Here is a 21513-nt window from a genome sequence, read left to right as displayed (position 1 = left end):
ACCCACAGCTCGGTTCGGGGCCGCGCTTGACGGCGAGTCACCCCCGTGCGCATATCGCCGTGGTTAATTCCAGAGGGGACCGATTTCAGCATGGCCAGCCGCAAGCCCGTCGCCGCAAAGGCCGATTGGCGCACCGTTTTCCGGGCCAGTATCGCGCGCTCGCTGGTGATCGCCGCGGCGGTGGCGCTCGGCGCCTTCACGCTGTTTTTGACGCTCGCGCTGCTGACCTATGACGGCACCGATGCTGCGATCCACACCGCGGCGGGCGGCGCGCCCGCCAACTGGATGGGCGGCGCGGGGGCGTGGGCGGCCGACCTCTTGCTGTTCATAGGCGGCGCCGCGGTCGTGCTGCTGCTGCCCTTGCTCGGGCTGATCGCGTGGCGGCTGTGGCTCGCCGCGCCGCAGCCCTATTGGAAACGCCAGATCGCCTTCGTGCTGGTCGGCATCCTGCTCGTCGGGCTGGGCGCGCAGCTGTGGGCGTCGGGGAGCGACACGTCCTTGCCCGCGGGCTGGGGCGGGATCATCGCGCTGGTCGTCGGCGGCGCGGTCGATCCGCTGTTCGCACGGCTCGGCGATCCCGCCGCCGCGCTCGTTCGTTTCGCGGCGATCCTGCTGCTCGTCGGCGTCGGGCTGTGGCTCGCCTGGCGCGCGCTGCGGCTCGAGCCCGGCTGGTGGGCACGCTTCCGCCTGCCCGCCGCCGAGACCAGCCGCGTCGTCGCGCCGGCCGCCGCACCCGCGGCTCCGCGCGATGAAAAGGCGCCGTCGCTGATGGGCCGCGTCATCCGCCCGCGCGCGCGCGCCGAACCGAGCGACCGCGCGCCGCCCGAGATCGCTGATCCGGCGCAGCGCAGCGCGCCCTCGAAACCCAAACCCAAGCCGCAGACCGACCTGTTCACGACGTACAAGATGCCGTCGGTCGACCTGCTCGCGCCGCCGCCGCCCGCACCGACGGGCCAGATCGACAAGGCGGGGCTCGAGCGCAACGCGCGCCTGCTCGAATCGGTGCTCGAGGATTTCCAGGTCAAGGGCGTCGTCACCGCGGTGCGCCCCGGCCCCGTCGTCACCATGTACGAGCTCGAACCCGCGCCGGGCACCAAGGCCAGCCGCGTGTCGAACCTCGCCGACGATATCGCGCGCAACATGTCGGCGCTGTCGGCGCGCATCGCGCCGATTCCCGGGCGAACGGTAATCGGCATCGAGCTGCCCAATGCGCACCGTGGATCGGTCGTGCTGTCCGAGATGATCGGCAGCGCGCTGTTCCAGGAGCAGACCGGTGCTTTGCCGATCATCCTCGGCAAGAATATCAGCGGCGATCCGGTCATCGCCGACCTCGCGCCGATGCCGCACCTCTTGATCGCGGGCACCACCGGGTCGGGCAAGTCGGTCGGCCTCAACGCGATGATCCTGTCGCTGCTCTATCGCCTCGGTCCCGACCAGGTGAAGATGATCATGATCGACCCCAAGATGCTCGAGCTCAGCGTCTATGACGGCATCCCGCATCTCCTCGCCCCCGTGGTGACCGAACCCAAGAAGGCGATCCGCGCGCTCAAATGGGCGGTCGAGCAGATGGAGGACCGCTACCGGATGATGTCGAGCCTGTCGGTGCGCAACCTCGCGGGTTACAACGACAAGGTGCGCGGCGCGCTCGCCAAGGGCAAGTCGCTGGGGCGGCGCGTCCAGACCGGCTACGACCCCGAGACCGGCCAGCCGATCTATGAAGAAGAGGCGCTCGACTATGCGCCGCTGCCGCAGATCGTGGTGGTGGTCGACGAGCTCGCCGATTTGATGATGACCGCGGGCAAGGAGGTCGAATTCCTGATTCAGCGGCTCGCCCAGAAAGCACGCGCCGCGGGCATCCACCTGATCCTCGCGACCCAGCGCCCATCGGTCGACGTCATCACCGGCGTGATCAAGGCGAATCTTCCGACGCGCATCAGCTTCAACGTCACGTCGAAGATCGACAGCCGCACGATCCTGGGCGAAGCGGGCGCCGAACAATTGCTCGGCAAGGGCGACATGCTCTACGTGCCCGGCGGCAAGCAGATCACGCGTATCCACGGGCCGTTCGTGTCCGACGACGAGGTGCGGCTGGTCGCCGATCATTGGCGCGGGCAGGGCGCCCCCGATTATATCGAGAGCGTCACCGAGGAGCCCGAGGACGGCGGCTTCGCGATGGAGGGCGCCCCGGCGGGCGGCGACAGCGCCGAGGACCGCATCTATGCCAAGGCGTGCCAGATCGTCGTCGAGAGCCAGAAGGCCTCGACGAGCTGGCTGCAGCGGCAACTCCGCATCGGCTACAACAGCGCCGCGCGGCTGATCGAGCGCATGGAGGAGGAGGGACTCGTCAGCCCTCCTAATCATGTCGGTCGGCGCGACGTGCTGACCGACCAATATGGGCAGCCCCGCTGAGATCCGCCGGAACCAAAGGCCGCGCTCGCGGCTTGAACGACTTCTGACCGCCGGGTTCACGGCGCGTTCAACGCCCCGGTGCGATGCGCGGGGGCAGAGATGCAGGAACCAAAGACTATGACGCTGACTTTTCCCCGCCTGACCCTGACGCGCGCCGCCGCGCTGGCACTCGCACCCGCGGCGGCGGCCGCGCTGACCTTCGGCGTGCCGGCGATCGCGCAATCGAGCGGCACGCTCGCCGCGGTGCAGTCGCACCTCAAGGCGACGACCTCGATGACCGCCGATTTCACCCAGACCGACCGCAACGGCCAGCGCCTCTCGGGCCAGCTGACCCTCAAGCGCCCCGGCAAGATTCGCTTCCAGTACCAGAAGGGCGTGCCGCTGCTGATCGTCGGCGACGGCAGCTCGCTGACGATGATCGACTATGAGGTGAAGCAGGTGCAGCGCTGGCCGGTGAAGAATTCGCCGCTCGGTGCGCTGCTCGACCCCGACCGCGACCTCACCAAATATGCCAAGGTGATGCCGACGACGAGCAACGACGTGATCAGTGTCGAGGTCAAGGACCCCAAGCGCCCCGAATATGGCACGATCACGATGGTCTTCATGCGCGACGGCAGCGCCCCCGCGGGGCTGCGCCTGCGCGGCTGGGTCGCGCTCGATTCGCAGAACAACCGCACGCGCATCGACCTTACGAACCAGAAGTTCAACGTCGCGGTCGCCGATTCGGCGTTCAAATGGACTGATCCGCGGCCGCGTTCGCGCGGGCGTGGCAGCTGAGCCGCGACTTATCCACAGCCGAAACTGAACGGCGCGGAATCCCATACAGCGGATTCGGCGCCGTTTTTCGGACCAACCGACGTCCGGCATCGACGAACTGCAAAAGCGCCCATATCCGCCGAATTTTCGTTCAGCTTGGCGACAGGGAAGCGGGGCTATTTCAACTCTCGAAGGCGCCAACACGGCTCCCGGTTCTGGGTTTCCCCCTGTTGCCCCAACCGGATCGCCAGGCACCTTCATTCAAGAGCGTGACGAACGCTGACCTTGAACCCCCGTTCCACCGCCCCTGGAACGGGGGTTTAGTTTTTGGGTTGGACGCTTTTTCCGCCTGACGGCGCAGGCGGCACCGGCCCGCTCCCCCACCCGGCCTCCCTAGGTTACTATCGTCGGGGAGGCCGGGTGGGGGAGCGGGCCGGTGCCGCAACGCATTGCGCCCTTACGTGTGCGCCGATAGAGCCACCGCATGAACAGCATCAGCATCGCGTCGTGGAACATCAACAGCGTCCGCGCGCGCATCGGCATCGTCGAGAAATTCCTGCGCGAAGAGGCCCCCGACATATTGTGCCTGCAGGAGACCAAGGTCGAATGCATATCCTTTCCGCCCGAGATGTTCCGGCGGATGGGCTACGAGCATATCGTCACGCACGGCCAGCGCATGCACCACGGCGTCGCGATCGTCAGCAAGGTGCCGCTGGCCGAGGTGCGCAAATATGACTGGCAGGCGAATGGCGAGGCGCGCCACATCGGCGTCACGCTGCCCGGCGGCGTGCGGCTCGACAATGTCTATATCCCCGCCGGCGGCGACATCGCCGACCGCGAGATCAACCCGAAGTTCGGGCAGAAGCTCGATTTCTATGCGCGGATGACCGAATGGTCGGGTGCGCTCGACCAGCCGACGATCCTGACCGGCGACTTCAACGTCGCGCCGCTCGAAAGCGACGTGTGGAATCATAAGGCGTTGCTCGACGTCGTCAGCCACACGCCGATCGAGGTCGAGACGCTCGGCCGGCTGCAGGCGGCGGCGAACTGGGTCGACCTCGGCCGCCACTTCATCGAGGCGCCGACCCCGCTGTTCACCTGGTGGAGCTATCGCGCCAAGGATTGGGAGCTGTCGAACCGCGGCCGCCGCCTCGACCATATGTGGGTGACCCCCGACCTGCTGGCAAAGGCGGTGTCGCACCGCGTCGTCCAGCCCGCGCGCAGCTGGGAACGGCCGTCGGACCATATCCCGCTGATCACCGAGTTCGCGCTTTGAGCGATAGCGGCGCTCGCCGGGCCGCGCGGGCGATCGACGCGCTGCGCCGCGGCTGGCCGCTGCGCGTCGGCACGCTGGATCTGATCGCGGTCGAGAGCGCGAGCGACGCGGCGCTGGCGGATTTCGGCAGCGGCGACCTGCTGCTGTCGGGCGAGCGCGCGGTGACGCTGAAGCTCACCAACCAGCGCGTCGCGGCGGCGCCGGGACCGGTGCGGCTGGCCGACGCCGCGACCACCGTCGCGGCGGGGCTGGCGGTCGCCGATCCCGCGCTCGACCTCGCCAATCCGCTCAAAGGCCCCTTCCGTACGATCGCGACCGGCGACGACAGCGCCGCTGCAGCAGCGATGACGATGGCGCGTCACGCGGGACTGCTGCCCGCCTTCTTCGTGCGGGGCGCCGTGGGCGACGCCGAGACGGCGTGCGAAGCGGCCGATGTCGATAGCTTGCTCGACCCCGCGCGGCTGCACATCGCGGCGCGTGCGCGGCTGCCGGTCGATGCGAGCGAGACCGCCGAGATCGTCGCCTTCCGGACGCCCGAGGAGGCGTCGGACCATGTCGCGCTGGTCATCGGCAGGCGCGACGGCAATCCGCCGGTGGTGCGGCTGCACAGCGAGTGCCTGACCGGCGACGTGCTCGGCAGCCTGAAATGCGACTGCGGCCCGCAACTCCACGCCGCACTGCACGCGATGGCCGATGCGCCGTGGGGGGTGCTGCTCTACCTCCGGCAGGAAGGGCGCGGGATCGGGCTGGTCAACAAGCTGCGCGCCTATGCGCTGCAGGACCAGGGCTATGACACGGTCGACGCGAACCTGCGTCTGGGCTTCCCGGTCGAAGCGCGCGACTTCGCGATCGCGGGGCGGATGCTGGAATTGCTCAACGTGCCGCGCATCCGGCTGATGACCAACAATCCCGAGAAGGTCGCGCGGCTCGAGCGCGAAGGCGTCGAGGTCGTCGAGCGCTTGCCCCTGGCACTACCGACGAACAAATATAATGAGCAATATCTCGCTACGAAGCGGGATCGGACCGGGCACCAGCTTTAGTCTTACGGTGGATTTTCCGGTTTCGCGCAAAGACGCAAAGGCACAAAGACGGTACGTTTACCGCGAAGCGGCTTTCTTCCCCCCGCGTTGCGGCATGCCGCGCGGCCGATGAAAAAAGGGGCCTATCGGCCCAGGCCCGCCTCTTCGTGTCTTTGCGTCTTCGCGCGCAACTATTTAGTGCACGAACCTGGCCACCACATCGCGGTAGCTGCGGCTGACCTTCACCTGCGCGCCCGAGCCGAGCACGAGGAAGCATTCGCCGTTGGTGTGCGGCTTGACCTGTTTCACCTGCGACAGGTTGACGATCGTCGATCGGTGCACGCGCTGGAAGTTGCGCGGGTCGAGGCGCTTTTCGAGGTCCTTCATCGTCTCGCGCAGGATCAGGCTGTTGTCGGCGGTGTAGATGCACATATAGTCGCCCGCGGCGTCGATGCGTTCGATGCTGTCGACGTCGACGCGGAAGATCTGGCCGCGATCCTTGATGTTGATCATCTTTTCATAACGGTCGGCGGCGTGCGCGTCGGGGGCGATTTCGGCGTCGTAATCGCCGGCCGCGTCGGGCGCGACCTCGGCGAGCACGGTCTTGAGCCGTTCGACCTCGGCGGCGCCGCGCTTTTCGGCGAGGCGCTGGCGCACGCGGTCGAGCGCGTCGGCGAGCCGCTCGGGCTCGACCGGCTTGACCAGATAATCGACCGCCTGCGCTTCGAAGGCGCGGATGGCATGGTCGGAGTAAGCGGTGACGAACACCACCAGCGGCGGCTCGACCTCCATCAGCCCCTGGATCACCGAAAAGCCGTCGAAGCCGGGCATCTGGATGTCGAGGAACACGAGGTCGGGTTTATGCGTCTTGATCTTGCGGATGGCCTCGCGGCCATTTTGCGCGGTGTCGACGATTTCGACATCGCTGTGCGCTTCGAGCCGCAATTGCAGGCCCTGGGTCGCCAATTTTTCGTCATCCACCAGGATGGTTCTGATCGTCATGTGCGTTCGGTTCCAATCGTCATTTGCCCATCGGGCTGAAACGGAAACTCGACCACGACCGTGAATCCGCCGTCAGCGCCCGGTTGGGCGTCGAACCGGTGCTGGTCGCCGAAAGCCTGCGCCAGCCGGTCCCTGATGTTGGCTAAACCCACACCGGTCGATTCCGTTGCAAAGCCCGTGGTGGGGTCGGTGCCGCCCGCTGGCAATCCCGATCCCGTGTCCGACACGGTAATCCGGACATTTTGACCGGCGAGTTGTGCGGAAATCGTGATGTCGGCGCCATCCTCCTGCGGGGTGACCGCATATTTGATCGCGTTTTCGATGAGCGGCTGGAGCAAAAGCGAGGGCAGCCGTGCGCGCGCGACCGCGGGATCGATCGCGAAATGCGGGCGCAATCGCTCCTCGAAACGCATCTTCTCGATGTCGAGATAGAGCTTCAGCGTCTCGATCTCCTGCGCCAGCGTCACCTGCGCGGTCGGCTCGTTGGCAAGCGTGTAGCGCAGGAACGCCGACAGCCGCGAGAGCATCGCATTGGCGGGCTCGGACTGTTTGAGGAGCACGAGGGTCGAGATACTGTTGAGCGTGTTGAACAGGAAATGCGGATTGAGCTGGTAGCGCAGCATCGCGAGCTGCGCCGAGGCGGCCTGGGCTTCGAGGCGGAGGACGCGGTCATTCTGTTCCTCGAGCTGGAGGAAATAGTTGATCGCGAAATAGAGCGCCGACCAGGCGGCGATCGACGAGGCGTCGATATAGACCGCGCCGAGCAGCAGGCTGGTGAAGCCCGTCTCGCTCGCAGGATTGAGGATCTGCGCGACCCAGGCGTCGATGAAGGCCCAGAGCGCGGTCGCCACCGCCGCGAGGCCGAGGCTGATCCCCCACATCACGATCGGGCGGCGATTGATCAAGGTGCGGTAGCAGACCGCGAGGATGAGGGTCAGCGAGAAGCCGGTGATCGCCGAGACGATCGGCTGGACGAGGAAGCTCCAAGCCTGCCCGTTGGCGAGCCCCGACACGCCGCGCAGGCCCAGCCAGCCCATCCAGCCCAGGATCTGGAGGTTCCAGAAGGCGCGGATCTTGTTGCCGAAAAAGGGCCCCGGCGAGGAAAGGCCGAACAGCGGCATCGGCCCGCTGGGGGAGCGTTGCAGGGACGTGGTCAGCGGCATGGTCGAAGCGGTCGGGGCGACGGAGGAAACGGCGCCCATGGGCTCACTCGGCGGCAACCGGCGCCATCCGTTCGTCGGCGCGCGCGCGCGCCTGCCCCAGCGGCTGGAGCTCGGCGCGGTGCTTCCACACCAGCTCCTTGTACCCGATCGGGCGGCCGTCGTGCGCAGTGATCGTCACCGGGCCGATCGGCTGTTCGTCGCGGACGTCGACGAGCACCGGCGTCGAAGGCACGCCCGCACCCCATTTCTCGCCCCATTGGCGGAGCGCAATCATCGCGGGGAGCAGTTCGAGCCCCTTTTCGGTGAGCTCGTAGCGCACCTTGCGCCGGTCCTCGGCCATCACTTCGCGCGCCATGATGCCATGGTCGACGAGCTTCGACAGACGGTTCGACAATATGTTGCGCGCGATGCTGAGCTCCTGCTGGAACTCCTCGAAATGATGAACGCCGTTGAAGGCGGCGCGCAGGATCATGAACGACCATCGTTCGCCCATCGCCTCGAGCGCGAGCGGGAGGGCGCAATTGTCCCCATAGAGCAGGTTCAGCGGTTCGCGTAATTTTCCCATAGGCCTAGCCCTAACGTAAAATCGGCCCCCGCACAAAAAATATGTGGGCCTCGGTTGCATTTTGCAACTCGCCACCTAAATTTCCTTTTGCAACCTAAAATAGGTGCGAAAAAAGGAGACCTCCCCATGTTCAAGCTTTCTTCCCCGGCGCATGTTCTGCCGCTGATCGGCGTCGCCCTCGCGGGCGGCAGCGCGATGCTTCCCGTGACCGCGAACGCCGGCGGCGGGGCCTTCTATCGCGCCGAACTGGCGAGCCCCGCCGCGACGGGCAAGTTTGTCGCGCGCGGTGTCGTGTGGTCGTGCACGGGTACCAGCTGCGTCGCCGGGCGCGGCACCAGCCGCCCGGCGATCATGTGCTCGGGCCTCGCCAAGGAAGCCGGCGAAGTGAAGAGCTTCACCGCCGACGGCAAGGCGCTCGAAGCCGAAGACCTGGCGCGCTGCAACGGCGCAGCCTGACCGGCCGGGCGGGCGGCTCTCCCCTCCCCCTGCCGCCCCGTCCGGTCCTAGAGAGGACCGCCCGCCGCCCTCCCTCCCGGGGCGGTGCGGCGGTCCTTTTTCGTTGGGTTTGGGGGATGTCCGGAATCGGGCGGGAGCTGCCTTTGGGGGGCTAAACTATTTTCTCCTCCCGCTTGCGGGAGGGGCAGCGAGACTTGGGCGCTTGCGCCCTAGTCGCAGCGGGGTGGGCCATTGCAGCGTTGCTGCCCACCCCCAACCCCTCCCGCAAGCGGGAGGGGAGATCGACGTCCGCTTCCCACCCCAAAGCCGCCGCCGTTAAAAAAAGGCTTTCCTACATTATCCGGCTATGCAAGCGTCGATCCCAGTTGTTCCACCCGGTGAATAACGCAGTCACCGAAGTCTCTGTCGGCAGGCACACGGGGCTGAACTTTCCTGAACTTTGGAATGAGGCAGCGGCAGCATATCGCCCTTAAGCCGTCATCCGGTTGCGCGCGACGACGAGGGTCCAGCGTGCGAGCGCGGGCAGGCGCGCGGCGACCGAGGGCGGGTGCGCGGCGAGCGCGCGGCGGACGAGGTCGAAGCGCCAGCGGCGTTGGGTCTTGAGCGCGAGGCCGAGCAGGATTTCGCTGCGGCTGCGCGGCGGCAGCTGGTCGGGCAGCGCGCGCTCGACGATGAGCGCGGTGAGCGCCTGTATCTGGTCGGCGCGCTTGCTCGTCAGGCTGCCGCCATGCTTGCGGTAGCGGTAGAGATCCTCGTGCAGCTCGACGAAGGCGAAGCGCTGCGCCGCGCGCAGCCAGAAATCATAATCCTCGACCCCGAACAGCCCGATGTCGTAGCCGCCGAGCGCCTCGGTCACCTCGGCCCGATAGAGGAAGCAGGCGCCGATATTGTTGCCGTGGAGCAGCCGTTCGACCGGTCCGACGCGCGAATAGCCGAGATCTTTCCCCTCGTCGTCGATGAGCGTGAAGTCAGCGAAGGCAACCCCGGCTTCGGGATGAGCGTCGAGCGTCGCGACGAGCCGGTCGAGCATCGCCGGGCGCAGCAGATTGTCGTCCGAGGTCCAGCTGTGCAACTGCCCACGCGCCTGCGCAAAGCCATGGTTGAGCGCCGCCGGCAGCCCGACATTGGTGTCGAGCCGGACATGGCGGATGCGCGGGTCGCGCGCGGCGGCGGCGGCCATGATCGCCGGGCTGTCGTCGCGCGAGGCGTCGTCGACGAGGATCAGCTCGAAATCGGCGAAGCTTTGCGCCAGAACCGAGTCGATCGCCTCTTCGAGCCAGCGCGCACCATTGTGCACGGGCATCACCATCGACACACGCGGTGCGGCCGAATCGGAAGGCGCGGTCCCTGTCATCGTCCCCGCTTTATCGCGCGCGCACGATGCTTCCAAAGCCGTTTACCAATATTGCGGGGCAGGGCGGGTGCCGCGTAACCAAGTTTCGCATTGCATTTATGCCCGCATGCACGACATTGGGACAGGATGCTGCGTCAATATGAACTTGTCGAGCGCGTGCGCGCTTATGATCCCGACGTCGATGAGGCGCTGCTGAACCGCGCCTATGTCTTCACCGTGCAGAAGCACGGTAGCCAGAAGCGCGCGTCGGGCGACCCCTATTTCAGCCATCCGGTCGAGGTCGCGGGCATTTTGACCGACCTGCACCTCGACAGCGAGACGATCGTCACCGCGCTGCTCCACGACACGCTCGAGGACACGCTGACGACGCCCGACGAGATCGAGCGGCTGTTCGGCGCCGACGTCGGGCGACTGGTCGATGGCGTGACCAAGCTCAGCAAGATCGAGGCGCAGACCGAGAATGAGCGCGCCGCGGAAAACTTGCGCAAATTCCTGCTCGCCATGTCCGACGACATCCGCGTGCTGCTGGTCAAGCTCGCCGACCGGCTGCACAATATGCGGACGCTGCATTTCATCCAGAACCCCGACAAGCGCCGGCGCATCGCCAGGGAGACAATGGATATCTATGCCCCGCTCGCCGAGCGCATCGGCATGTATGAGTATATGCGCGAGATGCAGCTGCTGGCGTTCCGCGAGCTCGAGCCCGAGGCCTATGCCACGATCACCGGGCGCCTCGCCAAGCTGACCGCGGGCGGCAAGGACAAGGTCGCGGCGATCACGCGCGAGTTCAAGGAGCTCTTGGCGAAGAACGGGATCGAGGCCGATATTTCGGGGCGCGAGAAGCACCCCTATTCGATCTGGCGCAAGATGCAGGAGCGGCACGTCAGCTTCGAGCAGGTGACCGACATTATCGCCTTCCGCATCATCACCCCGACCGATGCCGACTGCTATGCCGCGCTGGGGCTGCTGCACCGCAAGTGGAAAATGGTCCCCGGGCGCTTCAAGGACTATATCTCGACGCCGAAGCGCAACGGCTACAAATCGCTGCACACGACGATCATGCACCAGCAGAATATGCGCATCGAAATCCAGATCCGCAGCCTGGGCATGCACCAGCAGTCCGAGTTCGGGCTCGCCGCGCATTGGGCGTATAAACAGGGCGGCGCGGTGCCCGACGGGCAGGCGGGGTGGATTCGCGACCTGCTCGAAATCCTCGAGCAGACGCACGACCCCGACGAGTTCCTGGAGAATACGCGCATCGCGATGTACCAGGACCGCATCTTCGCCTTCACCCCGAAGGGCAGCCTGCACCAGCTGCCCAAGGGCGCGACCCCGGTCGATTTCGCCTATGCCGTGCATACGGGGCTCGGCGACCGCACCGTGGGGGCCAAGGTCAACGGCCGGCTGGTGCCGCTGCGCACCCAGCTCGCCAACGGCGACACGGTCGAGATATTGTCGTCGGACAAGCAGACCCCGCAGCCGGCCTGGCTGGGCTTTGCGGTGACCGGCAAGGCGCGCGCCGCGATCCGCCGCCATGTCCGATCGAAGGAAAAGGTCGAACTCGCCGCACTCGGCCGCAAGATGTACGACGAGATCGTCGCGCGGCTGCCCGGCAAGGTCGGCGACAAGGCGCGCGAGGCGGCGCTCAAGCGGCTGAAGCTCGACGACGACACCTCGCTCTATGTCGCGATCGGCAAGCGCCGCCTGTCGGACAATGCAGTGCTCGAGGCGCTGGTCCCCGGCATCACCGCCGAGATGAAGTCGAAGCCGGGCAAGCTGGCGCAAGGCGCCGCGGTGTCGATCGAGGGGCTGACCCCGGGGGTCGCCTATCAGCTCGCCGATTGCTGCCACCCGGTGCCCGGCGATCGTATCGTCGGGCTCGCGCGGCCGGGCGAGGGGATCGAGGTGCATGTCATCGACTGCCCGAGCCTCGCCGACGGGGTCGACGCCGACTGGATCGATCTCAGGTGGCAGGAGGATAGCGAGGGCGGCAATGCGCGGCTGTGCGTAGTGATCCTCAACGAACCCGGCACGCTCGCCGAAATGTCGGGTATCCTCGCCGCCAATATGGCGAACATCACCAATTTGCGGCTGTCGAACCGCGAGGGCGGCTTCCATACCTATGACGTCGTCGTCGAGGTGCGCGACGTCCACCACGTGATGCGCATATTGTCGGCGCTGCGCGCGTCCGACACGGTAGTGCAGGCCGAGCGGCTTTGAGGCAGGAAGCGGCCCAGCCCGATCCCGTCATTCGCGCCGAGATTCGGTTGCTCACTCGCGATGAAGGCGGACGCAAATCGCCGCTGATCGCCGGTAGCCGCTATCGTCCGAATCATAATTTTTTTGGCGCGCATGATATCAATATGTCGGTCGGTGAAATTCGCATCCCCGAGGACCGTGACATCCATGGCGGCGAAACCTTCGAGGCAACCATCCGCCTCCTCCATTGGCCGGGGCTCGATGAGATCATCCGGGTGGGCCGAACATGGCGTATCCAGGAGGGGCACCAACTGGTCGCGACGGGTCGCATATTGGAGATGCTCGCGCCGGTCTGGCCGGGAACCTAGCCCCCCGGGCGCATCGAGCCGTCGGCGAAATCGGAGAGCCCGCATTCGCCGACCGGCACCGCGGGATTGCCGCCGACGATGGTGTTCCGCGCGACGTCCTTGATCACCACCGCGCGCGCCGCGGCGACCGCGCCGTCGGCCAGCGTGACGCCGGGGCCGATGAAGGCGTCGGCGGCGACCCAGGCGTTGCGGCCGATCGCGATCGGGGCCGCGGTGAGCGCGAAACCGGGGGCGTGGATGTCGTGGCTGGCGGTGCAGAGATAGGCGCGCTGGCTGACCACCGACCAGGGGCCGAGCGTCACGCGCGCGACGCTGTAGATTTCGCTGTGCGGCCCGAGCGTGCTGCCCGCGCCCATCTCGAAATTCCACGGCGCCCAGATGCGCGCGCTGGGATAGGGCCGCGCGCCCGCGCCGATGCTGGCGCCGAACAGGCGCAGCAGCAGGCGGCGCAAAGCGTGCAGCGGGATCGGGCTGGGGCGATAGAGCAGGAGCCAGACGGCGTTCCAGACCGCGCGGCGGAGCTTGTCGCCGAGGCTGGGGTGGGGAATGACCTGGGGTCGCATGCTCTGCGTCTCGCACAAGCCGTGGGCGGCGCCAAGGGGGTTAACCCCGCGCCTCAGTTCGCGAAGACATCCCCCGCGCGCCAGCCTGTCTGGTCGACCTCGTCGCGGACCTTGTAGACGAGGCCCTGGCGGTTGAGGAACAGCCGCTCCATCTCGGGGCGGGTGAAAGGGCGCGAGCCGAGGCGGCCGAACACCGCCATCTGGCCGCCGGTCTCGTCGACCGCGCGGTCGCGGTCGAGACCCTTCGACAGCGCGAGCGCCGGCGAGGGGGTCTTCGCCCAGGCGATCAGTTCGGGGGTCGGTTTGGGCGAGAAGCCGTAGAGGCCGGGGTTGTCGGGGCTGGTCAGCTGGATCACCTTGATGCCGTTCCGGCCGTCGGCGACATAACCGAAGAGCGAGGCGTTGGTCGAGGCGACGATGACGTCCTCGGCATCGGTCATCGCGCCGCCGAAGGTGAGTGCGGGCCAGACCTGCGGCGCCGCGGGGCGCGTGACGTCGACGATGACGAGCCCGTCCGCCTTCGCCGCGACATACATATAGGTGCGCGCGAGATAGATCTTCCGCGCATTGGCGAGCCGCACCGTGCCCTCGGGCACCGGCACCGGCTGGGTGAGCCGCGTGACGTCGAACAGCTTCACGCCCTCGGCGTCGGTGACCCAGAGGTAGCGGAACTGCACCGCGCTGGCGCGCGCGTCGGTGAGCGGAAGCTGCGCGGTGACCTTGGGCGTCAGCGGATCGGTCAGGTCGAGCACGACCAGCCCCGCGTCGGTGGTGATATAGGCGATGCTGCCCGCGAGCGTGATGTGCCGTGCCCCGGCGAGCACATTGCCCTCGTTCCAGGTCAGCGCCCGCGTGAAGCGGTTGTTGCGGAATTCGCCGTCGGCCAGCGTGTCGATATCGACGAGGATCAGCCCCTCGACGCTGTCGGTGATCACCGCATAGCGATAGATGGGGTGCATCGCCTGTTCGTGGTTCTCGGGGAAATTCTTCACGATATTGTCGTTGCGGCTGACGCTGATCGGCTGGGTCGTCGCGATCGCCATGCAGGTCGCATTCTTCGTCTTCACATGCGTGCTGTGGCCGAGCCCGGCGAAAGGCGCGCGGATGATGCGTTCGGAGAAGCCCTTGTTGCCGATCGACGCGACGTCATAGACGCGGAAGCCGCCCTTGCCCTCGGCCACGAACATATATTCGCCGCGCTGCTGCAGGCAGTTCACCCGGCCGCTGGTATCCTGGACGATGTTCGCGAATTCCTCGAGCGCCTGGGTTTCGCCCGAGAATTTCTTGTCGAAGGTCTTGCCGCGCACCCAATTCTTGAGTTCGCGGCCATTCTGTTCGACGTGCAGCTTCCAATAGTCGGGATAGGCATATTTCTGGAGATAGCTGCCGATCACCGCCTGCGGCTCGTCCCATTCGGTGACGCGCGTCGCCTGGAAACCGTCCTCCATCCCCGACCAGACGTTCAAGCCCACGAAGTTGACGAAATTGGTGCCGAGCAGATTGAGCTGCGCCATGATCGCATTATTGTCGTCGTTCGCCGACAGGTGGCAGTCCGAGCATTGCTTGGTTTCCTGTCGCCGCACGGTGTGCGGGAAGTGCGGCGCGAAGGCCTGGCTGGAATAGCCCGCGGAACTGATCGGCGGCTGCTGCACATAGATGCGCTCGCGGTTGATGTTGGTCGACGACAGCACCAGCGCCGAGGTCGAGCGCACCGGGGTGATGATGCCGCGCACCTCGCCGTCGGGACCCGGCTCGCCGGGCTTGGTCAGTTGGTGTCGGCCGAGCTGGAACATCTCGTCGCGCGCCACTTGCGGGTTGTAGGTCGCGAAGTTGCGCGTCTCCTCCCCTTCGAAATGGTGCATCTTGGTCTTCCAGTTCGCCTCGATCGGCAAATGGCAGCCGCCGCAGCTGGTGGTCCACGACAGATGACAGGTGAAGCAGGTCATCTTGTCGTCGCCGTGCGCGCGCTCCTCCTTCGCGACGCCGGGGCCCCATTGGAACTGGCCATCCTCGGCGCCCGACCGCGCCATCAGCTTGGCGCGTGCCGCCTTGGCGTTGAAATGCGGTCCCGGGGTCACCGCCTGCTTGACCAGGCTGACCTGCCATTCGAGCTTGGGATCGACGATCGAGCGCTGGATCAGCCCGGTGACGTCGCCATTGTCGTTATACTGGAATTCGAAGCGGCGGCGCCCGTCGGGGTTGCGCAGCAGCGCGAGGTTGGTGCCCTGCGGCCGCGCCGCGACGTTCGACGTCAGCAGGTTGGGCAGCGCGTCGGCGGTGCCGTGGCAATCCTTGCAGCCGATCTCGACCGCGTTCGCGACCTCGCCCTGGATATAGCCGTTGCCGTGGCTGTCCTGGCTGAAGTGGCAGTCGGCGCATTGCATGCCCTTTTCGGCGTGGATGTCCATCATATGGACCGCCTTGCCGGGGTTGAGCCCGGGCGGGACGAACTTGCCCTCGACGCCGGGCCGTCCCGGGTCGGCGCTGGCGAGGCAGAGTTCGCGCTGCTTTTCGTCGATGTAGCTGGCGCAGCTCTTGCGCCATTTCTCGGGGTCCTTCGGGTCGATGATGTTGGCGGTGTCGGTGCCATAGGTCGACATATTGCCGTCGGCGGTCAGCAGGTTTCCGTTGCGGTCGCGCTTGAAAATGGCGCGGAAGTTCCAGCCGTGGCCGTGATAGTCGGCGAACTGCGTGTCCTCGTTTGTATCGTTGACGTCATAGACGTCGCGCAGGAATTCGACATCGGCCCAGAGCCCGCGTGCCGCCGCGGCCTCGGGGTTGCGCTCGAGGACCTGATGCACCTCGGCGGCGGTCGGATAGCGCTGCTGCTTGAACTTCTTCTGATACTCCGCGTCGCTCATCCCCTCGGGGCGCGGCGCCGTGTTGTGGGGGCCGGGCCACATCTGCGGCGCGTCCGATTCATAGTCCCACATCGTGTAGCCGAGGTAGGAGTTCAGGAAGATGTTCGGCTGGTGCATGTGGCACGACATGCACTGCGAGGTCGGGATCGAGCGCGTGAAGGCGTGCTTGATCGGGTGGCCCGATTCGAGCCGTTCCTTCTTGGCGAAGACCTGCGGCCCCGCCTTGGCATCGGCGGGATCGATCAGCGCGCCATGCTGGTCGGGGTCGGGGGCGTGCTTGGCGGCGTCGCCGTGGCCCGACTCGCCGCCGCCATGGCCGTCGTCGGCCTTGTGCTTGCGGTCCTTGATCGTCGGGTCGACCGTCGCGGTTTCGCCGTCGCGGCCATATTTCGAATAGGTCAGGCTGTGTCGCGGCTCGCGGTCGTTGGCGTAGATGACGTGGCAGCCCGAACAGCCCGAATGACGATAGTCGCCCGGCTGGTCGTTGGTGCCCATGAACCACATCAAGGGATCGTTGAGGCGCGTCTTGTGGATGTTGAGCACCGGGATCGATACGCGGAGGCCCGTGCCGGGGCCGCGGTTCGACTGCTTGAGGTCGGGGCGGCCGGGCTCTTCCAAACGCTGGATGCTGCCGGTCGGGTTGGGCAGGCCGATTTCGGGGAATTGCGTGTTGATGTTGCGCCCGCCGCGCTCGAACACGCGGAAGACGTCGCCCGGCGGGAGCACGCTCCAGCGCGGCAGTGGATACATCTTGCCGAGCGCGCCGCGCGCGCGTTCCTTGTCTGACAATATCTTGTCCGAGGGCACCCTGGGATCGCAGGCCTTCTTGTAGTCTTCGGCGCTCATCGTCGTCGTCGGCGACAGGATGCAGGCGGGATCGCCGCCGCGCGTATAGGCCTCGCCGAACAGATAATTCTTATAGGGGACGATGCCGTTGTTATACGCCGCGCCGCCCCACAGCATCGCGCCGGTCGACATCATCGACCGCTCGGTCGCCTCGATCACCTCGAGGTGGCACGACCCGCACGCCTCGCGCGCGACGCGATAGTCGCTGGGGTTGATGAAGCGGATGAACTCGGGCGATTCCTTGTTGAGCAGGGTGTAGCTGCGCTTGGGGTTCGCCGAGCTGTGCCCCCAGCTGTTCGGCAGCGTCGGCTGCGGGTGCGCGATCTTCATCGCCGCGAGATTGTACGGATTGTCGTAGCCGAGCTTGGGGTTGCCGAAGGCCGCGGCGCTTTCGGCGTCGCCGCCGTGGCAGTCGGTGCAGCCGAGCTGGACCGCCGGCGTCGTGTGCATCGACGGCGCGTCGGTCTGGGTGTGGCAGCTGTAGCAGCCCTTCGACTTTGAGAGCACCGCCGCCTCGCGCTCCTCGAAGGTCGCGCCGGGCTGCTCGCGCGGCGCGGGGGGCGAGAAGCGATATTCGACCTTCACCGGCTTTTCGCCCTCGGCGGCGCGCACCATCGAGATGGCGAGGCTCGCGCCCATCAGGACGAAGGCGATAAGGGCGAAGAGCTTGCGCATCGGCATCGTCAGAAACTCAAGATCGCGTTGGCGAGGATCGACACATAGACATCCTCGCGCTGTTTGTTTTCGAACAGGTCCTTGAACCCCTTGCCCGGGACGAGCACCGCGGCGCTCAACCGCCCGACGATATTCTGCGTCGCCTTGGGCCGCCAGATCGTCGCGACCGACAGGTCCCAGCCGATATCCTTGGGGATCGAGCCCTCCATGCGCAGCGCCTGGAGCGAACTGGTGTTGGCGAACCACAGATGGTTGACGTTGGTGCTGACGCGGAACTGCGGCGAGATGTCGAAATCGGCGCCGGCGCCGACGAAGACGGTGCCGGGGTTGTTGAAGTTCGACTGCCCCTCTTCCTTCGATGAGCGCAGCGAATTCAATATGCCGTTGCGGCCCGAGATCGCGATGACGCGCCCGCCGCCCGCGAAGGGAATGGTCTGGCGAATCCAGTAGCTGGTGTCGGCGCCGCCGAAGATCGGGTTCTCGAAGATCGCGTCGAAGCCGCCCTCGGTATTGTTATACGGATCGCGGTCGCCGGTGGCGTAGAGGCCCGACAGGCGAAAGCGCATCCAGTCGTGATCGTAGCTGAGCTCGACCGCGCCGAAACCCCCACGAATCTCGGCGGGCTTGCTGGTGAAGAAGCTGTTCCGGTCCTCGCCGAGCGCGGCGTAGAAGCTGGCGGTCAGGTTGATCCGCCCGATGCGTCCGTCGGCGCTGTAGCCGAGGTACACGACATCATATTCGCGGCCCTTGAGGTCGCCGAGCAGCGCGGGGCGCACCGGGAAACCATTATGGTCGATCTGGATGTCGTTCTTTTCGCGGTTCATGTTGTACGTCACGCTGACCTGGCTCGTCAGCCCGACGAAGGGGAAATCCTGGCGATAGAGATTGCCAGTGAAGATGAAGTCGTCGCGTGGCGTCTGGGTGATGTCGTTCAGGCCCGAGTTGGTGTCCTTTTCGAGCCGCCAGAAGGCCGCGAGATTATATTGGAAGCGGTTGTTGTCGCGATTGCCGAACAGGCGGATGCCGAGCTGCGAATCCTGGAACAGGAAGCCGCGAAAATCGCTCTGGAACGGCTGGATGCCGACGCGGATCGAATAAAAGTCGTAGCGGTCCGACGTGTTGCCGAGGTGCTTGTCGACGAACAATTCCTGCACGCCGATAAAATGGTCGAAGCGGTTGCTCTTCTTCGACGGGCGCACGTCGAGCACGCGCCGTTCGGGCACGTCGACATAGTTCGCCTGATAGGCGAGCGTCAGGCGATATTCGATGTCGGGCGGCTTGAACGCGGTCGAGCCCTTGATCAGCGCGGCGCCGACGATGAAGGTCTGCGCCGCGACGAAGCTGCGGTTCTTGCCGAAGACATCGAGGCTGCCCGGCCGCGAGGTCGTCTGGACGCCGACGGGGATCGGGAAGGTGCGCGGTTCGAACACGCTGTCCGAGACGGCGTTGACGACGAAGAACCAGTCCTCGCCCTTCAATCCCAGGAATTTCGGGGTCTTGCAGCGCGCCTCGCCGCCACGTGTGCGAAGTTCCTGTGCTTCCTTGGTCGGGATGCAGAGCGCCCGGTCGCCCTTGTAGGTGTTCTGGTGATAGGGGTCGAACCAGCGTTCCTTGACCACCCCCAGGCTCTCGATCAGGCGCCAGCGGTCGGGGACCGGCAGCTGGTCCTCCATCCCCGGAAAGGCCTCGGGCGGCGGCGGACGGAGCGCGCCGACATTGTCCTGCGTCAGCTGGTCCGGCAGGTCGGGGCGGTAACCCGGGCGGCGGCGGCCGTCGATGATCTGGGTCATCAGATCGTCGCTCATCATCTCCTGCCAGTCGACCGGCGGCGGCGGCGGCGTGAGGTCGTCGAGCGAGGGTTCGTCCGCAGGAGCTTCGGCCTCGGCCGCGGGCGCAGGCTCGGCCGCAGCCTCGGGCGCGCCCTGCGCGGCGAGGCTGGCGATGATCGGCCAAAGGCTGCTTCCCGCGAGGCTCATCGTCTAGAGCCCGTCGCAGACATTTTGCTGCGCCGTGTCGAGGAAGGGCGCGAAGGGGCAGGAGACGTAGCGCAGCCGCACGCTCGCGCCGCCCGACAGGTTGACGACGACGCGGTCGGCGCGGATGCCGGTCGGCGCATTGCCGATACCGCCGATACGCGCGCCGCCATTATGCGTGCCAAGGAAGCTCACCATATCGTCCTGGTCGATGCCGTCGCCCGACACGCCGACCGCGCCGACCAGCGTGCTGCCGCGATAGATGGGGACCGATCCCGGGAAGATCTGGATGCCGTTCGCCAGCCTTTTATGCCCCGGGGTGACGTCGGGGATCTGCGTGCATTGCTGCGCCGTGTCGGGGCTTGCGCCGCCGCTGGCGACGAAATTGAGGTGCTGGACGATGTTGAGCGCGACGAGATCGACCTGCAGCCCGACCGCGAAGGGGCTGAACTGCGCCGATTGCTGGACCGACAGCGGCCCCGGCGGGCGCGAGACTTCGCCGTCGGGGAAATAGGGACGCGCGAGATTGCCGCCCGAGCGGTCGGCGAAGGCGACCGTGCCGGTGAGCGCCGCGGGATCATTGAGGAAGCTGCGCACGCGCGGGACATAGGCGGCGACGTCGGCGACGCCCGGGATCGCCGGCGTCGCGGACAGTTCGGGCGCGGCGTGGCTGCCCGAGAAGAAGGCCGCGGTGCGCGCCTTTTGCAACGAGACGTCGGTGCCGAAGATCGGGCCGTCGGGCGAGCGCACGATGCCGAGAATCTCGCCGCGCGTGTCGACGAGGCTGATCGTCGCCTGCATCCGGCTGTCGAGCGGGCGGCGGATTTGCGCGCGCGCCCGCGACAGCACGGTGAACGCCTCTTCGAGCACCGCGCGCACCTCGGCGGCGGTGAGCGGCTGCGCGACCGCGGCGCCGTCGGTGCCGGCGCGGATCGGATAGCGCGGATTGCCGTTGCCGTCGGTGAGGACGAAGGCATCGCGGTTCGAGAATTCGGCCGGCGTGCTCGCGCGGATGCCCGACGCCTCGCTGCCGTAGACGGTGCCGGCAACCAGCGTGCCGTCGGTATAGCCGGTGACCGCGATCAGCGCGCCCTGCGTGCCGTTGATCGCGCCGAAATTGGTCTGGAGCGGCGCGAGGCTGGCGGTGGTCGCGTCGCTGAAGCGCAGCGAGGTGCCGTCGACGGTGATCCTTTCGGCGCGGATTGCCTCGGCGGCGGCGTAATTCTGCGTGCCGGCGAAGGCGATCGCTTCCTCGTCGTCATTTTCGGTGTCGAGGATATTCTGGTCGAAGCCATAATCGCCGTCGGCCATCACCCCGATGCCGCCGACGACGACGCCATTTTTGTAGAGCGGGAAGCCGCCGGCATCGGCGGCAAGGCCGAGCGGCGAGCGCTTCGGCCCGATCAGCGCGCCCGTGCCGCCGCCGGGGACGAAGCGCCGCGACAGGTCCGAGCAGGGCAGCTGGCTGAACTGCACCCCAAAGAGCGGCCCGCTTTCGAGCCCGACGGTAGTCGGCGCAGGCGGAAAATGTTCCTGGACGATCTGGCTCGCGGTGCGGCTGGAGAAGGCGTTGCCCCCGCTCGAAAGATAGGCGCCGGTGATCGCCTTGGCGATCGCGGCGGCGGCGGCGGGGATCGTCGCGCCCTGCAGCGCGATCTCGCTGCCCATCGGCGCGGGGCCGCCGATGCGCTTGCGGCTGACCACCGCGGTGTCGGGCGCGCCGGTCATGCGGAAGACCGCGAGGACGTTGCCGACGCGGTCGGTCACCGCGATGATCGACGGACGGCTGCGCGCGCGCGCCTCGCCCACCGCCTGCGCGATGATCTGCTGGACGTCGGCGCTGCTGAGCGACTCGGCGGCGGGCGGCGTGAAGAGCCCGCCGGTCGGGGTGGGCGTGGGGGTCGGCGTGGGCGTCGGGGTCGGCGTGCCGCCGCCTCCCCCGCCGCCACCGCCGCACGAGGACAGGAGCAGCGCGGCCATGGCGGCAAAGGCACTCGAGCGGAAGAGGCGGGTTCGGTTCTGCATATC

15 protein-coding genes are annotated in these 21513 nt (G+C 66.8%); 7 read left to right on the top strand and 8 right to left on the bottom strand.

The window, feature by feature from the left end; genetic code table 11:
- The first annotated feature begins 90 nt into the window (after positions 1-90).
- The 4 genes from ATE62_RS00505 (at position 91) to ribA (ending at position 5481) form a co-directional block, all read left to right on the top strand.
- Positions 91-2409 (top strand): FtsK/SpoIIIE family DNA translocase, encoded by a 2319-nt coding sequence (locus ATE62_RS00505; RefSeq protein WP_058806637.1) that lies wholly within the window; start codon positions 91-93, stop codon positions 2407-2409.
- 117 nt (positions 2410-2526) lie between these two features.
- Positions 2527-3186, top strand: coding sequence for a LolA family protein (locus tag ATE62_RS00500; RefSeq protein WP_058806638.1), 660 nt, complete (start codon positions 2527-2529; stop codon positions 3184-3186).
- 463 nt (positions 3187-3649) lie between these two features.
- On the top strand, positions 3650-4441 hold the full coding sequence (locus tag ATE62_RS00495) for an exodeoxyribonuclease III (RefSeq protein WP_058806639.1): 792 nt from the start codon (positions 3650-3652) through the stop codon (positions 4439-4441).
- Positions 4438-5481: a GTP cyclohydrolase II gene (gene ribA, locus ATE62_RS00490; RefSeq protein WP_058806640.1), complete on the top strand. Its 1044-nt coding sequence runs from the start codon at positions 4438-4440 to the stop codon at positions 5479-5481. The genes ATE62_RS00495 and ribA overlap by 4 nt, the downstream gene beginning before the upstream one ends.
- A gap of 174 nt (positions 5482-5655) precedes the next feature.
- Here the strand turns inward: ribA and ATE62_RS00485 are convergent, their stop codons facing one another.
- The 3 genes from ATE62_RS00485 to ATE62_RS00475 form a co-directional block, all read right to left on the bottom strand.
- Positions 5656-6462, bottom strand: a complete 807-nt coding sequence (locus ATE62_RS00485; RefSeq protein WP_058806641.1) for a LytR/AlgR family response regulator transcription factor — start codon at positions 6460-6462, stop codon at positions 5656-5658.
- Positions 6459-7583: a sensor histidine kinase gene (locus tag ATE62_RS00480; RefSeq protein ID WP_058806642.1), complete on the bottom strand. Its 1125-nt coding sequence runs from the start codon at positions 7581-7583 to the stop codon at positions 6459-6461. The genes ATE62_RS00485 and ATE62_RS00480 overlap by 4 nt, the downstream gene beginning before the upstream one ends.
- 85 nt (positions 7584-7668) lie before the next feature.
- Entirely contained in the window at positions 7669-8190 is a 522-nt protein-coding gene (locus tag ATE62_RS00475) for a winged helix-turn-helix transcriptional regulator (RefSeq protein WP_058806643.1), read from the bottom strand.
- Positions 8191-8316: 126 nt separating this feature from the next.
- On the opposite strand from ATE62_RS00475, the gene ATE62_RS00470 reads away from it, so the two are divergent.
- Positions 8317-8646: a CC_3452 family protein gene (locus ATE62_RS00470; protein WP_058806644.1), complete on the top strand. Its 330-nt coding sequence runs from the start codon at positions 8317-8319 to the stop codon at positions 8644-8646.
- A 469-nt stretch (positions 8647-9115) separates the two neighbouring features.
- Here the strand turns inward: ATE62_RS00470 and ATE62_RS00465 are convergent, their stop codons facing one another.
- Positions 9116-10000 carry a glycosyltransferase family 2 protein gene (locus tag ATE62_RS00465; protein ID WP_082662540.1) on the bottom strand — a complete coding sequence of 295 codons (885 nt, stop codon included), beginning with the start codon at positions 9998-10000 and terminating at the stop codon, positions 9116-9118.
- Positions 10001-10126: 126 nt separating this feature from the next.
- On the opposite strand from ATE62_RS00465, the gene ATE62_RS00460 reads away from it, so the two are divergent.
- Together ATE62_RS00460 and ATE62_RS00455 are read left to right on the top strand one after the other, a co-directional pair.
- Entirely contained in the window at positions 10127-12220 is a 2094-nt protein-coding gene (locus tag ATE62_RS00460; protein WP_058809503.1) for a RelA/SpoT family protein, read from the top strand.
- On the top strand, positions 12217-12567 hold the full coding sequence (locus ATE62_RS00455) for a hypothetical protein (protein ID WP_156420624.1): 351 nt from the start codon (positions 12217-12219) through the stop codon (positions 12565-12567). The genes ATE62_RS00460 and ATE62_RS00455 overlap by 4 nt, the downstream gene beginning before the upstream one ends.
- On the opposite strand, the gene ATE62_RS00450 is transcribed toward ATE62_RS00455, so the two are convergent.
- From ATE62_RS00450 to ATE62_RS00435, 4 genes are read right to left on the bottom strand one after another with little or no spacing between them, the layout of a single operon-like run.
- Positions 12564-13130, bottom strand: a complete 567-nt coding sequence (locus ATE62_RS00450; RefSeq protein WP_058809501.1) for a hypothetical protein — start codon at positions 13128-13130, stop codon at positions 12564-12566. The two genes, ATE62_RS00455 and ATE62_RS00450, sit on opposite strands and share 4 nt — an antisense overlap.
- 53 nt (positions 13131-13183) lie before the next feature.
- Entirely contained in the window at positions 13184-17512 is a 4329-nt protein-coding gene (locus tag ATE62_RS00445) for a hypothetical protein (RefSeq protein WP_058809523.1), read from the bottom strand.
- A gap of 8 nt (positions 17513-17520) precedes the next feature.
- Positions 17521-19488 carry a hypothetical protein gene (locus ATE62_RS00440; RefSeq protein ID WP_058809500.1) on the bottom strand — a complete coding sequence of 656 codons (1968 nt, stop codon included), beginning with the start codon at positions 19486-19488 and terminating at the stop codon, positions 17521-17523.
- A 3-nt stretch (positions 19489-19491) separates the two neighbouring features.
- Positions 19492-21510 carry a heme-binding protein gene (locus tag ATE62_RS00435; RefSeq protein WP_058818404.1) on the bottom strand — a complete coding sequence of 673 codons (2019 nt, stop codon included), beginning with the start codon at positions 21508-21510 and terminating at the stop codon, positions 19492-19494.
- Positions 21511-21513 lie beyond the last annotated feature (3 nt).

Source organism: Sphingopyxis sp. HIX, from assembly GCF_001468285.1.
Taxonomy (GTDB): domain Bacteria; phylum Pseudomonadota; class Alphaproteobacteria; order Sphingomonadales; family Sphingomonadaceae; genus Sphingopyxis.
Note: the sequence above shows the minus strand (reverse complement) of the source record. Positions and strands in the feature narration are given on the sequence as shown.